Origin of the sequence: Achromobacter sp. HNDS-1, from assembly GCF_040084795.1 — a bacterium.
Lineage (GTDB): Bacteria > Pseudomonadota > Gammaproteobacteria > Burkholderiales > Burkholderiaceae_B > Achromobacter > Achromobacter ruhlandii.
Genome location: NZ_CP157584.1, coordinates 4,572,195 through 4,587,407, shown reverse-complemented (window position 1 = coordinate 4,587,407; position 15,213 = coordinate 4,572,195). Strand labels below are relative to the sequence as shown.

Here is a 15,213-nt window from a genome sequence, read left to right as displayed (position 1 = left end):
TTACTCCTCTTCGTCCACGTGATGGGTGCTGAACGAACGCCAGACCAGAACCGGGATAATCAAGGTGAAGACGATCACTTCCTTGTAGGCGCTGGCCCAGAAGGACGAGAACGATTCCAGCACGCCCACCAGCAGCGAGCCGGCGGCCGCCACGGGGTAGCTGGCCAAACCGCCGATGATGGCGCCGACAAAGCCCTTCAGGCCGATCAGGAAGCCCGTGTCGTAGTAGACCGTGGTGATGGGCGCGATCAGCATGCCGGACATGGCGCCGATGGCGGTGGCCAGCGTGAAGGTCAGGCTGCCCGACATGGTGGTGCTGATGCCCACCAGGCGCGCGCCGCGGCGGTTGACGGCGGTGGCGCGCAACGCGCGGCCGTACAGCGTCTTGCCGAAGAACAGCCACAGCGCGATGATCAGCAGCGCGCAGGTCGCGACCACGAACAGGCTCTGCGCCGACCAGGTGGTGAAGCCCAGGTCGACCTGGCCGCTCACGAACGCGGGCGTGCGCCAGCCTTCGGCGCCGAAGAACACCAGGGCCAGGCCGGTCAGCGCGAAGTGCACCGCCACCGACACGATCAGCAGCACAAGCACGGTGGCCTCGGCCAGCGGCTGGTAGACGATGCGATAGACCATCGGGCCCATCGGGATCACCAGCAGCAGCGTCAGCAGCATGTTGAGCCACAGCGAATTGCCGGCGGCGGTATAGGTGGTCGTCAGCCACAGCAACGCGAGCGGCACGACGAGACAGGTCAACACGGCCTTGGGCAGGCCAGCCGCGCTGCGGGTCCGCAGCGCGCGCAGCAGCTCGAGCGCCAGGCACACCACGCCCAGCAGCGGCAGGAGATAGGCGGTGCCGGGCACCTTGCCGTCCACCAGCATCGCGAGCGTCAGGGCGCCGAACGCCACGAACTCGCCCTGGGGAATGAAAATGACGCGCGTAACGGCGAACACCAGCACCAGCGCCATGCCCAGCAGGGCATAGATGGCGCCGTTGACGATACCGTCTTGCAGCAGAATCAGCGCAATTGAGGAATCCATCTAACAACCTTATTGATTCTTGGTGTTCCGACCCCGCCCGGAACACTGATACGACACACCGGCCGGAGAGGCCGGTGCGAAGCATGGGGCGCCCGCAAGGGGCGCCCTTGGATCGGGCAATCCAGGGAGATTACAGGCCGGGCTGGTAGACCCACTTGCCGCCTTCGACCTTGACGATGACGCGCGAACGCTCGTCGAAGCCGGCGTGGTCGGTCGGCGACATGTTGAACACGCCTTGCGAGGCGGCCAGGTCCTTGACGTTTTCCAGGGCGTCGCGCATGGCGGCGCGGAACTCCGGCGTGCCCGGCTTGGCGCCGGTCTTCAGGGCCGCGGGCAGCGCGGCAACGACCAACTGGCCGGCATCCCACATGTGGCCGCCGAAGGTGTTGGTCGAACCGGCGCCGTTAGCCTTCTCGTAGGTCTCGACGTAGGCCAGGGCCGACTTCTTGACCGGGTTGCTGTCGGGCAGCTGGGCCGCGACCAGCAGCGGGCCGGCCGGCAGGTACATGCCGTCGCAGTCCTTGCCGCAGACGCGCAGCACGTCGTTGTTGGCGGCGCCGTGGGTCTGGTAGATGGTGCCGCCGTAGTTGCGGGCCTTCAGCTCCTTTTGCGGCAGCGCGGACGGAGTGCCGGCGCCGGCGATCAGGATGGCGTCGGGCTTGGCGCCGATCAGCTTGAGCACCTGGCCCGTGACGCTGGTGTCGGTGCGGCTGTATTTCTCGATGGAGACGATCTCGATGCCCTTGGCCTTGGCGGCCTTCTGCATCACGTCCAGCCAGCCGTCGCCGTAGGCGTCGGCAAAGCCGATGAAGCCCAGCGTCTTGACCTTGGACTTGGCCATGGCATCGGCCAGCGCGCCGGCCATCAGGGCATCGTTCTGCGGGGTCTTGAAGACCCAGCGGCGCTTGTCGTCCACGGGTTCGACGATCTTGGCGCTGGCGGCCACGCTGATCATCGGCACCTTGGCTTCGGCGGCCACGTCCACCATGGCCAGCGAGCCCGGCGTGACCGACGTGCCGATCAGCACGTCGACCTTGTCGTCGGAGGCCAGCTTGCGCGAGTTCTTGACGGCTTGGGTCGTATCGGTGGCGTCGTCCAGGACGATCCACTCGATCTTCTGGCCGGCCACTTCCTTGGGCAGCAGCGCGACCGTGTTGCGCTCGGGAATGCCCAGCGACGCGGCGGGGCCGGTGCTGGACACCGTGACGCCCACCTTGACCTGGGCGCTGGCCAGCAGCGGCAGGGTCAGGGCAACGGCGGCGGCGGCCGCGGACAAGCCGAAGTGCTTGCGCATGTTTTGTCTCCTGTGGTGGCTCTTTTGTGCCCCGGACGAGGCGGAAGCGAGCCTAGTTAAAGTTATACAGAAAAAAATATTATAGGGTTAAAACAGTATCAGATGACTTCGCGCAACTACGGTAAATCCCTGATGTGCTACGGAAACCGCGATCCAGCAAACGCATTCGTTAATGGCGAACTTGTACTTGAAAGCCCTTCGGGCGTCAGTTGGGGGATTCCCTTGGCCCCGCCCCGGCGCGAAACTCACTGACCGCGCATGGGCCAGACCCGCTCGACCCGCGTCGCCACCCACGCGGCCAGCGCGGCCTTGATCAGGTCGCCGGGCACGAACACCACCACCGCCGTCGCCGCCTTGGCCAGCCCCATCTTGGTGACCGTTGCCAGCCAGGGCACGCCGAAAGCGTAGACCACCGCGATGCCGCCCAGCACGCAGGCAATGGCGGCGCCGGCCAGTTGGCCGCCGAAACCCGTCGCCCTACCCGAGAGGCGCCGCGCCAGCCAGCCGGTCACGAATGCCCCGGCCACCAGCCCGACCAGGAAGCCCCCGGTCGGCCCGAAGAACGCGCCCAGACCGCCGCGTCCGCCCGGCAGCACCGGCAGGCCGATGGCCGCCAGCGCCAGGTACAGCAGGCAGGCCAGCGCGCCACGGCCCGGCCCCAGCATGGCGCCGGCCAGCATGGCACCGAGCGTCTGCAGCGTGATCGGCACCGGGATGCCCGGCAGCGGAATCGGCGGAATCAGGCTCAGCACCACGATCAGCGCGGCGAACAGCGCCACCAGCACAGTATTGTTGGATTTCATGGCAATGCCCTTTCTATCTAGTGGGACAGGGAATCAGGGATGAAGAGGGACAGTCACAGGCTGCGGGCGTCGATGGCCTCGGCCACTTCCTGCGCCCGCTTCAGTGTCAGCACCACCAGCGGCACGATCAGCGCCACCGGGTTGGCGCCCAGTCCGCGCGCCGCCTGGGCCTCGCGAATCTCGTGGAAATTGCGCCAGATCTCGGGCACGAAGCGCAGGGCCAGCGCCAGCGCCAGCGACACCTTGCCGGCGTCCAGCAGGCCAATGCGCTGCAACGGCATGAGCACCCGCTCGCACACGGCGATCAGGTCGGAACTGCGGGTCGACAGCGTCACCGCCAGCGCCAGCCCGACCATCGCGGCGATACGCAGGAGTACCGCCAGCGCCTCGCGCCAGCCCTGGAACCAGGCCGTGAACGCGCCGACGGCCAGCAACACCCAGACCAGGCCGCGCACCTGGCGCCAGACGCCGCCGGGCGTGGCGCCGGCGCACCACAGCAGCAGGCCGGCGACCGCGCAGGCGCCCGCCAATAGGGCGGGATCGCGCAGCAGGAACAATCCGGCGCCAGCCGCGGCCAGCGCCAGCAGCTTCAGGCCGGCGGGCAGCCGGTGCAGCGGCGAGTCGCCGGGAATATATAGGGGCTCGATCACGCGCAGTGATTCCGGTACCAGCGCAGCGCGGCGGCCGGCTCGTCGTCGGCGGCAATGGCGCCGTCCTGGATCACCAGCACCCGCTCGAAGTCTTCCAGCAACGCCAGGTCGTGGCTGACCACGATGGCGTCCTGCGGCATGGCGGCAATGGCATCGCGCACCCGGTTGCGGTTGCGCAGGTCCAGCTGGGTGGTGGGTTCGTCGAACACCACCAGCCCCGGCCGCATCACCAGCACCGCCGCCAGCGCCACCAGCTGGCGCTCGCCGCCGGACAGGGTGTGGCTGGTGCGATCCGCCAGGTGCGCCACGCCCAGGGCCGCCAGCGCGGCCTCGATGCGGGCCTCCCGCTGGACGCGATCCGGCTCCAGGTGCTTCAGGCCGAACGCCAGATCTTCCCGCACGATCGGAAAGACGATCTGGTTCTCGGGGTTCTGGAATACGAAACCGACCTGGCGGCGCACCGCCTTCAATTCATGCCGCGTATCCAGGCCGCCAACCCGCACGCAGCCGGAGGTCGGCAGCACCAGCCCGTTGACCAGCCGCGCCAGCGTGCTCTTGCCGGCGCCATTGGGACCGACGATGCCGACCCGGCGTCCGGCCAGCGCCACGCTCACCCCGCGCAACACTTCCGCCTGGGGCGTCGATACAATCGCCTGGTCAAACTCGATTAACATGGGGCGGGATTATGCCCGAACCATTTCGGGCATCGGGACTCCAAGAGCTGATATGGACAAAGTACGCAAAACCGACGCCGAATGGCGGGCCCAGCTGTCCCCGGAAGAATACGTCGTCACCCGCGAAAAGGGTACCGAACGCGCATTCACCGGGCGCTACTGGAATACCTTCACCCCGGGCATCTACCGCTGCGTGGGCTGTGGCACCGCGCTGTTCGCGTCCGACACGAAGTTCGACGCTGGCTGTGGCTGGCCCAGCTACTTCCAGGCGCTCGACCCGGAACTGGTGCGCGAAGAACGCGACACCAGCCACGGCATGGTGCGCACCGAGGTGCTGTGCAACGTCTGTGACGCGCACCTGGGGCATGTCTTCCCCGACGGGCCCGAGCCCACCGGGCTGCGCTATTGCATCAATTCCCTGTCGATGACGTTCGAACCCACAGAAGAATGAAGAAGTTCCTGTTCGACCTCTTTCCGCTGTTCCTGTTCTTCCTGGCCTACCGGTTCACGGACATCTTCGTGGCCACCGGCGTGGCCATGGCGGCGGCGGTGCTGCAGATCGTCTGGCTCAAGGTCACCGGCCGGCCGACCGAAGCCATGCACTGGATCAACCTGACCGTGATCCTGGTGTTCGGCGGCGCCACCATCTGGCTGCACAGCGACGTCTTCATCAAGTGGAAGCCCACGGTGCTGTACTGGCTGTTCGGCGGCGCGCTGGTGTTCGCGCGCCTGCTGTTCGGCCGCAACCTGATCCGCCGCCTGATGGAAAAGCAGATCCAGCTGCCGGACGCCGCCTGGGACAAGCTCAACCTGATCTGGGCCGGCTTTTTCCTGTTCGCCGGCGCCATCAATCTCTACGTGGCGTTCTCGGGGCATTTCACCGAATCCCAGTGGGTCAGCTTCAAGGCCTTCGGCCTGATGGGCCTGATGATCGTGTTCGTCATCGGCCAGTCTCTCTGGCTCGGCAAGCACATCCAGGCCGACGACGGCGCGGGCACCCCGCCCAAGGCCTGACGTACACGGCCGGGCCACGGGGTCCGGCCCTTTCTCCCCATGGCGCGCCCTGCGCGCGCCGGAACTTTTACGATCGACGCCATGTCAGAGACCACCGACCGCATCACCCTGATCCGGGAGCGCCTGGCCGTCCTGGAACCGGTTTCCCTGGACATCCAGGACGACTCGCATTTGCATGCCGGTCACGAAGGCAGTAAAAACGGCGCCGGCCATTATCGCGTCCATATCGTAGCGTCCTGTTTTACAGGACTGACTGCCGTGGCGCGACATCGGCTGGTGTATCATCATCTGCAAGATTTGATCCCCTATCCGATTCATGCGCTGGCGCTCGACGCCCAGGCTCCCAAATAGAAAGTAAAAGGATATTCATGAAACGCATCGTCATGCTGGCCGCCGCCTGCGTCATCGCCGTGCCCGCTTTCGCCCAGAACGTCGCCACGGTCAATGGCAAGGCCATTCCGCAGAAGAGCCTGGATCAATTCGTCAAGCTGCTGGTCAGCCAGGGCGCCACCGATTCGCCCCAACTGCGTGAACAGGTCAAGCAGGAAATGATCAACCGCCAGGTCTTCGTGCAAGCGGCCGAAGCCGGCGGCATCGCCAAGCAGGCCGACGTCCAGACCGAAATCGAACTGGCCCGCCAAGGCATCCTGGTCCGCGCCCTGATGGCCGACTACCTGGCCAAGCACCCGGTGTCGGACGCCAAGGTCACGGCCGAGTACGAGAAGATCAAGAAAGAACAGGCCGGCAAGATGGAATACAAGGTCCGTCACATCCTGGTCGAAGACGAAAAAACCGCCAACGACCTGCTGGCCCAGCTGAAGAGCAACAAGGGCAAGTTCGACGACCTGGCCAAGAAGAACTCGAAGGACCCCGGCAGCGCCGAAAAGGGTGGCGACCTGGGTTGGGCTCCTCCCACCAACTACGTCCAGCCGTTCGCCCAGGCCGTGACCCAGCTCAAGAAGGGCCAACTGGTCGACAAGCCGGTGCAGACCCAGTTCGGCTGGCACATCATCATGGTCGACGACACCCGTCCGGTCGAATTCCCGCCGCTGGACCAGGTCCGCACCCAACTGGAAGAAATGCTGCGCCAGCAAACCCTGGCCGACTACCAGAAGGAACTGCGCGAAAAGGCCAAGATCCAGTAAATCTGGTTCCCGCCTCCAAGAACTGCCCGCCCTGCGCGGGCAGTTTTTTTGTGCGCGCCAAGCCCAAGAGGCGCTCAAGGCCGCGCCGGAAATGAAAACAGGCCGCACGCCAGGGGCGGACGGCCTGTTCGACAGGGCCAGGCGGCGGGCCGGCAGCGCGGCCCGCACGATCAGGACGAACCCAGCAGTTCCTTGAGCCCGTCCTCGTCCAGTACCGTGACACCCAGTTCCTGGGCCTTGGTGAGCTTGCTGCCGGCGTCTTCGCCCGCCACCAGATAGGCGGTCTTCTTGGACACCGACCCACTGACCTTGCCGCCCGCGGCCTGGATGCGCATGGAGGCTTCCTCGCGCGTCCAGTTGGGCAACGTGCCGGTCAACACGAACGTCTTGCCCGCCAGCGTGGTGTCCTCGGGCACCGCCTCGGCCACCGGCTGCACGCCCTGCGCCTTGAGCTGATCGATCACATCGCGGTTGTGCTGCTCGGCGAAGAAGCGGCGGATCGATCCCGCCACCACCGGCCCCACGTCGGGCACCGAGGACAAAGCGTCCTCATCGGCGTCCATGATGGACTCGATGGTGCCAAAGTGCCGCGCGACATCGCGCGCCGTGGTCTCGCCCACGTGGCGGATACCCAGCGCGAACAGCAGGCGCCCCAATGCCGGCGCGCGGGCCTTGTCGATGGCGTCGACCAGGTTGTCGGCCGACTTCTGGCCCATGCGGTCCAGCCCGACCAGCTCGAGCGGGCGCAGGCTGAACAGATCGGCCAGCGTTTTGACGCGGCCGCTGTCCACCAGTTGCTCCACCAGTTTCTCGCCCAGGCCCTCGATATCCAGGGCCTTGCGGCTGGCGGCGTGCCACAGCGTCTGCTTGCGCTGCGCGGCGCAGAACAGGCCGCCGGTGCAGCGGGCGATGGTTTCATCCTCCAGGCGCTCGATCGCCGAGCCACAGACCGGGCAGGCCTTGGGCATGACGAACTCGCGCGCGTCGGCGGGACGCTTTTCGAGCACCGCGCCCACCACCTCCGGGATCACGTCGCCGGCGCGACGCACGATAACGGTGTCACCGATGCGCACGTCCTTGCGGCGGATCTCGTCTTCATTGTGCAGCGTGGCGTTGGTGACGGTCACGCCGCCCACGAACACCGGCTTGAGCCGGGCGACCGGGGTGATGGCGCCGGTACGGCCGACCTGCACCTCGATGTCCAGCAGCGTGGTGGTGGCCTCTTCGGCCGGGAATTTGTGCGCCAGCGCGAAGCGCGGCGCGCGCGCCACGAAACCCAGCAGCTTCTGCGCCGGCAGCGAATCCACCTTGTAGACCACGCCGTCGATGTCGTAGGGCAGTTCGGGCCGCAGGGCGCCCACCTTGGCGTAGAAGGCCATCAGCCCCTCGGCGCCGGTGGCACGGTGGTTGTGCTTCACGTTGACCGGCAGGCCCAGCGATGCCAGCCAGTCGAGCATGGCGCCATGCGATTTCTCGGGCAGGGTCGAGGCATCCGCCGCGCCGGCCGACGCTTCGTCGAACAGGCCGCTCTGCGTGCCCGGCAGGCCGCGCACCTCGCCCCAGCCATAGGCGAAAAAGCGCAGCGGCCGCTTGGCGGTGATGCGCGGGTCGAGCTGGCGCAGGCTGCCGGCGGCGGCGTTGCGCGGGTTGACGAAGACTTTTTCGTCGCGCTTGGCCTGCGCCGCGTTGAGCTTCTCGAAATCGGCGCGGTTCATCAGCACTTCGCCGCGCACCTCCAGTACCTTGGGCGCCGGGCCGCTCAGTTGCAGCGGGATCGCCTTGATCGTGCGGATGTTGGACGTGACGTCCTCGCCGGTCTGGCCGTCGCCGCGCGTGGCAGCCTGGACCAGCCGGCCGTCCTCGTAGCGCAGGCTGATCGCCAGGCCGTCGAGCTTCAGTTCACAGAAATATTCCGCCTGCTGTGCCGGGCCCAGCAGGCCGGCGCCGCGCAGCGTGTCGGTAACGCGGCGGTCGAATGCCACCACGTCCTCTTCGTCGAAGGCGTTGCCCAGCGACAGCATCGGCACCGCATGGCGCACGCTGCCGAAGGCCGAAACCGGCGCCGCGCCGACCCGCTGCGTGGGGGATTCGGGCGTGACCAGTTCCGGATGCGCGGCTTCCAGATCCTGCAACTCACGCATCAGCCGGTCGTACTCGGCATCCGAGATCGACGGGTCGTCGTAGACGTAGTAGCGGACGTTGTGCTGCTCGATTTCCGCCCGCAGGCGCGCCGCGGTTTCCGCCGCGGGGGTCCCTCCGGCCTTGCTCATTATGCAAACACCCGCTGGGCGCGCTCGCTGCCAGCGGGCAGGCCGGCCTGCTCGAGCTGGCCGAACAGCACCTGCAGCCGTTCGTCGATGACGCTTTCCGATCCATCCGCCAACGGCTTGCCCTGGTCATCCACCAGGTCGGCGCGCAGGCGGGCGGCCAGTTCACGGCCCACGTCGACCATGCGGCCGAAGGCGCGGCTGTCGGCCGGGCTGCAAGGCACGTCCAGCAACAGGTACAGGCGTTCGATGCCGCCCATGCCGGCGTCGAAGGCGGCGCCGTCGGCGCGCGCCAGGGTGAAGCGGGCCACGCCGTTCTCGGCCGGCCAGGCCAGGCGGTTGCCATCGGCGACGAAGCCGGCATCGCGGGCCACGTTGAGCACCTCGGCGGCAGGCTGGGCGGCGCCCAGCAGCAGGGTCAGGCCGACCTGCGTGTCCAGGGCGGCGCAGGTGTCGTCCAGGCGCGCGGCCTGTTCCAGGACCGCCTGCTGGTCGGGGCCCTCGATGGTGGCGTCGAAGCGCTCTGCCATGTCCTGGGCGCGGGCCCAGGCCTGCGACCACTCGATGGCGGTCAGCGGGCCGCTGCGGTTGGCCAGCAGCACGGCCAGCTGCATCGAGGCATACGACTCGCCGGCATGCACGCGCGCGCGGTGGCGGCGCTGGTCGGTCTCGGCGAAAACCCGCATGGGCTTGCGGCCCACGTGGCGCAGGCTTTGCATGTAGGGCAGCAGGTCGGCGCCGCGCACCGGTTCGGCGAAGTTGATCTCGATGACCACTTCGCAGGCGGGATCGGGTTCCTCGGCATCATCGGCGTCGCTGCCCGGATCGACCGGCTTGGGCTGCTCCGGATGCGCCTTGGGCGCATCACCGATGCCCGGCTCGCGGCGCGTGGCCGCGCCCCCCGTGGCGCCGACCGCGCCCGCGCCCAGCAGCGGATCCTGCTCGGAGGTGGGGAAATGGCTTTGCATCTTGCGGCGGACACGGCGGTCCTGCCACCAGTTGAAGCCCAGCACCAGCAGTATCAGCAAGACGCCCAGGGCAATCAGCCCGATCTGCAAATCACTCATGTGTAAATCCCGCGCCAGGAAGCCGGCGCCATTCTGAATATTGGGTTTATGCCGCTTCGGAGGCCATCATCTGGACGGCCGAATCTATGTCTACCGCAACGATACGCGAAACCCCCTGCTCTTGCATGGTGACGCCGATCAGTTGCTTGGCCATCTGCATCGCGATCTTGTTGTGCGAGATGAACAGGAACTGGGTCTGCTCGCTCATGTTGGCGACCAGGTTGGCGTAGCGTTCGGTATTGGCGTCATCCAGCGGCGCGTCCACCTCGTCCAGCAGGCAGAACGGCGCGGGGTTCAGCTTGAACAGCGCGAACACCAGCGCGGTGGCCGTCAGCGCCTTTTCGCCGCCCGACAGCAGGTGGATGGTGCTGTTGCGCTTGCCCGGCGGCTGCGCCATGACCTGCACGCCGGCATCGAGGATTTCCTCGCCGGTCATGGTCAGCTTGGCCTCGCCGCCGCCGAACAGCTTGGGGAACAGCTCGCCGAAGTGGCCATTGACGACGTTGAAGGTCTCTTGCAGCAGGTCGCGGGTTTCGCGGTCGATCTTGCGGATCGCGTCTTCCAGGGTTTCGATGGCGGTCATCAGGTCCTGGTGCTGGTCGTCCAGGAAGCCCTTGCGTTCGCGCGAGGTGTTCAATTCGTCCAGCGCGGCCAGGTTGACCGAGCCCAGCGACTCGATCTGGCGCGAGATGCGGGTCACTTCGGATTGCAGCCAACTGGCGCGGCGCCATTCGTCTGGCTGGTTGGCCAGTTCCTGGGCCAGGGCCTCGCGGTCGACCTCGCGGGCATTGAGCTGCTCGGTGAATTGTTCTTCAGCCAGGCGCGCGGCCTGTTCCTGCAACTGCAATTCGGTAATGCGGGCGCGGCGCGGTTCGAGCGTGCGCTCCTGCTGCATGCGGTCTTCGTCGGCGCCACGCAGCAGCGCCGACAGGTTTTCCATTTCCTGGCGGGCGCGCGACAGCGCCTCTTCGCGCTCGGCGCGCACTTCCAGTGCGTCCTGCAGGCCAGCCTGGGAGGCCGAGGCGTCCAGGTCGACCAGGTCGGCCAGCAGTTGTTCGAGTTCGACGCTGCCGCGCTGGCTCTGGTCAGCCGCCAGTTGCTGGTTGCGCTGCAGGTCGGTGATGCGGACCTGGATGCCGCGTTCAGCGAACTCGGCTTCCTGGGCGGCGCGCTCGAGCTCGCGCAGGCGGGCGCGGGCAGCCTCGGCCTGGGCGGCCAGGGTCTCGCCGTCCATCTCGGCGTCGGCGAAACGCGATTGGTGCTCGGCCAGTTCCTCGTCGAGGGCCTCGAAGCGGGCCTCGGCCTCTTCGCGGGTGGCGCGCAGGTCTTCTTCGTGCGCGGAAATCTCTTCGAGATCCTGGCGCAGGCGCGCGGCGTGCTGGCCGGACTGCTCGGCCTGCTGCTGCAGGCGCGAGTGTTCCAGCTGGATGTCGTGCACCCGGCGGGTCACTTCGGCGACGCGCTGGCGGGCCGGCGCGATCGCCTGGGTCACCTGCTGCCAGGCCACTTCGGCGCGGGCAACCGCGGCCCGAGCCTGGTCGGTGATCAGCTGCTGCGCCTTGATCTCGCGTTGCAGGTTCTCGATTTCCTGCTGGCGCGCCAGCAGGCCGGCCTGCTCGGAATCGGGAGCGTAGAAGCGCACGCTGTGCGCATCCACCAGGTGGCCGGCCTTGACCACGCAGGCGGCGCCGGCGGGCAGCGTGGCGCGGGTCGCCAGGGCCTGGGCCAGGTCGGTGGCGGTGTAGATGCCGGCCAGCCAGTCATTGAGCAGCGTGCGCAGATCGGGATCGGTGATGCGCAGCAGGCTCGCCAGCGGCGTCAGCCCCGCCGGCGCCGCCGGCGCGGGCGCCGCGGGCGGCAACTGGTAGAACGCCAGGCGGGCGGGCGGCGCGTCGTCGGAAAAGGCGCGGGCCCAGTCCAGGCTGCGCACTTCAAGGGACGCCATGCGTTCACGCAGGGCGGCTTCCAGGGCGGTTTCCCAGCCCGGTTCGATATGCAGCTTCTGCCACAGGCGCGCCAGGCCGGCAAGCTCGTGCTTGGCCAGCCAGGGTTCCAGCGCGCCCTGCTTCTGCACGTCTTCCTGCAGCTTCACCAGCGCCGACAGACGGGCTTCCAGGCGGGCCAGGTTCTGCGCGTCGGTCTGGGCGGCCGCCTGGGCGCGGCTGCGCTCGGCGTCGGCGTCCGGCACCTTGCCTTCCAAAGTGGCTAGTTCCGCCTGGGCCTCCTCGAGCTGCTCCTCGCCGGCAACGCGGTCGCCGGCCAGTTGCTCCAGGCGCACCGGGTCGGGGCTGTGCAATTCGCGCAGTTCCTGTTGCAGGCGCTCACGGCGCTGCTCCAGCGCCTGCATCTGGCGGTCGGCGTCGCGCTGGGTCTGCGCCACCAGGGCCAGGTTCTGTTCCACGCGGGCCAGGGCGGCACGCATTTCGTCACGGCCGGAGGCGGCTTCGCGCACGCGCTGCTCAACCGACGGCAGCGCGGCCTGGGCGTCCTCGGCGGCGGCCCGCGCCTCTTCGGTGCGGGCGGCGCCGGCGGCCAGGTCTTCCTCGGCCTGCGCGATCTGCTCGGCGCAGTGCTCGCGCTGGCTGTTCCATTCGGCAATCTGCTGCTGCAGCTGGTCGCGGCGCGCCTGCAGGCGGTTGCGGGAATCCACCACGTGGCGGATTTCGGCTTCCAGGCGGCTGACCTGGGCGTTGGCCTCGTACAGGGCGCCCTGGGCGGTGTGGACCGCGTCGCTGGCGGCGTAGTGGGCCTGGCGCCGGGATTCGAGCGCGGCTTCGCCGGCCCGCAGGCCGGCAATGGCGGCTTCCAGCTCGTTCTGGGCCTGGGCCATTTCCTGGGCCTTCCTGGCGCGCTCTTCGCGCGCGCCGGTTTCCTTCAGGAACCACAGCGCGTGCTGCTTCTTTTCGCCATCGGCCTGCAGCTCGCGGTAGCGGGTGGCGACCTCGGCCTGGGCCTCCAGCTTTTCCAGCTGGCTGTTCAGTTCGCGCAGGATGTCTTCGACGCGGGTCAGGTTCTCGCGCGTGTCGGAGAGGCGGTTTTCGGTCTCGCGGCGGCGCTCTTTATAGCGCGACACGCCGGCGGCCTCTTCCAGGAACACCCGCAGTTCCTCCGGACGCGCCTCGATCAGCCGGTTGATCATGCCCTGGCCGATGATGGCGTAGCCGCGCGCGCCCAGGCCGGTGCCCAGGAAGATGTCGTGAATATCGCGGCGCCGCACCTGCTGGTTGTTGACGAAATAGCTGCTGGTGCCGTCGCGCGTCAGCACGCGGCGCACGGCGATCTCGGCGTAGCTGCTCCATTGCCCGGCGGCGCGGCCCTCGCTGTTGTCGAACACCATTTCGACCGACGCCCGGGCCGCCGGCTTGCGGTTGCCCGAGCCGTTGAAGATCACGTCCTGCATGGACTCGCCGCGCAGTTCCGAGGCCTTGGCTTCGCCCAGCACCCAGCGCACCGCATCGATGATGTTCGATTTGCCGCAGCCATTGGGTCCCACCACGCCCACCAGCTGGCTGGGCACGGGAATCACGGTGGGATCGACGAAGGACTTGAAGCCGGCGAGTTTGAGCTGAGTAAGACGCACAGTACGATGACGACGGGGTGGGTTGAACGAAAGGCGTTAACGGACCTGCCGCACACATTGCAAACCGGCCCACGGAGGGCCGGCTTGCGGATGGGTCGTATGATACCGCAGGCAGTCTGTCCCCAAACGTGAACAACGGTCAAGCCGGGGACAGCCCGCCCCCTTGCCGTCCGCCACCTGACCTGCCGCAACCCGCGGGCAAACGCTGAATAGCCCTACCCGCGCCACGGGCTATACTCGCTGACACTTTTTCGCAAGACGCATAATTTTCACGCAGACCGACCGGGCTCAGGTCAAAGTACGGGGACATTCTTGAAACGAGGTTTCTATCTGGTCATGGCCGCGCAGGCCTTCTCGTCATTGGCGGACAACGCGCTATTCATTGCCGCGATCGCCTTGATACAGGAACTGCACGGCCCGGACTGGCTGGCCCCGATCATGAAATGGTCCTTCGCGCTGGCTTACGTGGTGCTGGCCGCCTTCGTTGGCGCCATCGCCGACTCGTACCCCAAGGGCCGGGTGATGTTCTCGACCAACGCCCTGAAAGTGGCCGGCTGTCTGCTCATGTTCTCGTACGCCAGCATCGGCGTCGCCCCTGAATACCAGACCTACCTGGTCTGCGCCGCCTACGGCGTGGTGGGCATCGGCGCCGCCGCCTACTCGCCGGCCAAGTACGGCATCGTCACGGAAATGCTGCCGCCGACCATGCTGGTCAAGGGCAACAGCTGGATCGAGGGCCTGACCGTCTTCTCCATCATCCTGGGCACCGTGCTGGGCGGCCTGCTGATCTCGACCACGGTATCCACCGCGCTGCTGCAACACTCCTTCATCGGCAAGCTGGTGCATACGCCGGCCGAAGCCGCCATCCTGGTCATCGCCTTCGTCTACCTGCTGGCGGCGCTGTGCAACCTGCTGATCCCGCACACTCACGTGCGCTATCCGCCGCAGCAGAAGAACCCGGTCAAGCTGATGCGCACCTTCTGGGGCTACGTGCGCGTGCTCTGGAAGGACAAGCTGGGCCAGATCTCGCTGGCCGTCACCACCCTGTTCTGGGGCGCCGGCGCGACGCTGCAACTGATCGTCATCGAATGGGGCCGCAGCCATCTGGGCTACCAGCTGGACAAGGCCTCGATGCTGATGGGCGTGGCCGCGCTGGGCACGGTGGTGGGCTCGATCCTGGCCGGCCGCATCCCGCTGCGCCGCGCCCTGTCGGTATTGCCGGTGGGCGCCGCCATGGGCCTGGTGGTGCTGCTGATGCCGCTGGTCTATGCGCCCTGGAGCGTCTACCTGCTGCTGCTGATCACGGGCGGGCTGGCGGGCTTCTTCGTGGTGCCCATGAACGCCCTGCTGCAGCACCGCGGCCACGTGCTGCTGTCGGCCGGCCATTCGATCGCGGTGCAGAACTTCAACGAGCAGCTCAACATCCTGCTGATGGTGGCCATGTACACGCTGCTGCTGTGGCTGCAACTGCCGATCAACATCATCATCGTGATCTTCGGCACCGTGGTGGCCGTGCTGATGGTGGTGTTCATGCGCTGGAGCCGGCGCAACCTGGCGGCCAATCCCGAACTGCACGACCAGATCGGCCAGGAAGGCCACGGCCACGCGCTGGACTCGCACACCCGCTGATCGCCCGCCGGGGCCGCCCTCGCGGCCCTGTCCGGCGGCGCCGTTGGGAAAA

At 67.4% G+C, this 15,213-nt stretch carries 13 protein-coding genes; 5 read left to right on the top strand and 8 right to left on the bottom strand.

The annotated features are described in order from the left end of the window. The 5 genes from ABFG95_RS21185 to ABFG95_RS21165 form a co-directional block, all read right to left on the bottom strand. Positions 1 to 1,038 (bottom strand): branched-chain amino acid ABC transporter permease, encoded by a 1,038-nt coding sequence (locus tag ABFG95_RS21185; protein ID WP_026382592.1) that lies wholly within the window; start codon positions 1,036 to 1,038, stop codon positions 1 to 3. 130 nt (positions 1,039 to 1,168) lie between these two features. Further along, positions 1,169 to 2,332: an ABC transporter substrate-binding protein gene (locus ABFG95_RS21180; RefSeq protein ID WP_049072095.1), complete on the bottom strand. Its 1,164-nt coding sequence runs from the start codon at positions 2,330 to 2,332 to the stop codon at positions 1,169 to 1,171. A gap of 245 nt (positions 2,333 to 2,577) precedes the next feature. Beyond that, the gene (locus ABFG95_RS21175) at positions 2,578 to 3,135 is read right to left on the bottom strand and encodes a biotin transporter BioY (protein WP_175144305.1); all 558 of its coding nucleotides are present in this window, start codon (positions 3,133 to 3,135) and stop codon (positions 2,578 to 2,580) included. 53 nt (positions 3,136 to 3,188) lie between these two features. After that, a complete protein-coding gene (locus ABFG95_RS21170; RefSeq protein WP_054419451.1) occupies positions 3,189 to 3,785 on the bottom strand; it encodes an energy-coupling factor transporter transmembrane component T in 597 nt (198 codons plus the stop codon). Then, positions 3,782 to 4,459 (bottom strand): ABC transporter ATP-binding protein, encoded by a 678-nt coding sequence (locus ABFG95_RS21165; RefSeq protein WP_063584795.1) that lies wholly within the window; start codon positions 4,457 to 4,459, stop codon positions 3,782 to 3,784. Before ABFG95_RS21165 ends, ABFG95_RS21170 begins: the two co-directional genes overlap by 4 nt. Before the next feature lie 52 nt (positions 4,460 to 4,511). Here ABFG95_RS21165 and msrB point away from each other — a divergent pair, with 52 nt between their 5' ends. From msrB to ABFG95_RS21145, 4 genes are all read left to right on the top strand, one after another. Then, complete coding sequence (gene msrB, locus ABFG95_RS21160) at positions 4,512 to 4,910, top strand: peptide-methionine (R)-S-oxide reductase MsrB (protein ID WP_054419447.1); 399 nt, start codon at positions 4,512 to 4,514, stop codon at positions 4,908 to 4,910. Beyond that, entirely contained in the window at positions 4,907 to 5,473 is a 567-nt protein-coding gene (locus tag ABFG95_RS21155) for a septation protein A (RefSeq protein ID WP_049072089.1), read from the top strand. Before msrB ends, ABFG95_RS21155 begins: the two co-directional genes overlap by 4 nt. A gap of 81 nt (positions 5,474 to 5,554) precedes the next feature. Beyond that, a complete protein-coding gene (locus ABFG95_RS21150) occupies positions 5,555 to 5,824 on the top strand; it encodes a BolA family protein (protein ID WP_054419473.1) in 270 nt (89 codons plus the stop codon). Between the two features lie 17 nt (positions 5,825 to 5,841). After that, a complete protein-coding gene (locus ABFG95_RS21145; protein ID WP_006389239.1) occupies positions 5,842 to 6,618 on the top strand; it encodes a peptidylprolyl isomerase in 777 nt (258 codons plus the stop codon). Positions 6,619 to 6,788: 170 nt separating this feature from the next. Here ABFG95_RS21145 and ligA read toward each other — a convergent pair whose 3' ends face one another. The 3 genes from ligA to smc are packed head-to-tail and all read right to left on the bottom strand — an operon-like array spanning position 6,789 to position 13,532. After that, on the bottom strand, positions 6,789 to 8,888 hold the full coding sequence (gene ligA, locus ABFG95_RS21140; protein WP_348994899.1) for an NAD-dependent DNA ligase LigA: 2,100 nt from the start codon (positions 8,886 to 8,888) through the stop codon (positions 6,789 to 6,791). Beyond that, entirely contained in the window at positions 8,888 to 9,952 is a 1,065-nt protein-coding gene (locus tag ABFG95_RS21135; RefSeq protein WP_169537705.1) for a cell division protein ZipA C-terminal FtsZ-binding domain-containing protein, read from the bottom strand. Before ABFG95_RS21135 ends, ligA begins: the two co-directional genes overlap by 1 nt. A 46-nt stretch (positions 9,953 to 9,998) precedes the next feature. Then, positions 9,999 to 13,532: a chromosome segregation protein SMC gene (smc, locus tag ABFG95_RS21130; RefSeq protein WP_059269513.1), complete on the bottom strand. Its 3,534-nt coding sequence runs from the start codon at positions 13,530 to 13,532 to the stop codon at positions 9,999 to 10,001. 312 nt (positions 13,533 to 13,844) lie between these two features. On the opposite strand from smc, the gene lplT reads away from it, so the two are divergent. Then, positions 13,845 to 15,161 carry a lysophospholipid transporter LplT gene (gene lplT / locus ABFG95_RS21125; protein WP_049072079.1) on the top strand — a complete coding sequence of 439 codons (1,317 nt, stop codon included), beginning with the start codon at positions 13,845 to 13,847 and terminating at the stop codon, positions 15,159 to 15,161. Positions 15,162 to 15,213: the final 52 nt, after the last annotated feature.

What these genes read in the sequence shown, in the direction of transcription:
- ligA (WP_348994899.1), bottom strand. Translation starts at nt 8,888, where the DNA reads ATGAGCAAGGCCGGAGGGACCCCCGCGGCGGAAACCGCGGCGCGCCTG.
- ABFG95_RS21150 (WP_054419473.1), top strand. Translation starts at nt 5,555, where the DNA reads ATGTCAGAGACCACCGACCGCATCACCCTGATCCGGGAGCGCCTGGCC.
- ABFG95_RS21185 (WP_026382592.1), bottom strand. Translation starts at nt 1,038, where the DNA reads ATGGATTCCTCAATTGCGCTGATTCTGCTGCAAGACGGTATCGTCAAC.
- ABFG95_RS21165 (WP_063584795.1), bottom strand. Translation starts at nt 4,459, where the DNA reads ATGTTAATCGAGTTTGACCAGGCGATTGTATCGACGCCCCAGGCGGAA.
- ABFG95_RS21180 (WP_049072095.1), bottom strand. Translation starts at nt 2,332, where the DNA reads ATGCGCAAGCACTTCGGCTTGTCCGCGGCCGCCGCCGCCGTTGCCCTG.
- msrB (WP_054419447.1), top strand. Translation starts at nt 4,512, where the DNA reads ATGGACAAAGTACGCAAAACCGACGCCGAATGGCGGGCCCAGCTGTCC.
- ABFG95_RS21135 (WP_169537705.1), bottom strand. Translation starts at nt 9,952, where the DNA reads ATGAGTGATTTGCAGATCGGGCTGATTGCCCTGGGCGTCTTGCTGATA.
- ABFG95_RS21155 (WP_049072089.1), top strand. Translation starts at nt 4,907, where the DNA reads ATGAAGAAGTTCCTGTTCGACCTCTTTCCGCTGTTCCTGTTCTTCCTG.
- ABFG95_RS21145 (WP_006389239.1), top strand. Translation starts at nt 5,842, where the DNA reads ATGAAACGCATCGTCATGCTGGCCGCCGCCTGCGTCATCGCCGTGCCC.
- ABFG95_RS21175 (WP_175144305.1), bottom strand. Translation starts at nt 3,135, where the DNA reads ATGAAATCCAACAATACTGTGCTGGTGGCGCTGTTCGCCGCGCTGATC.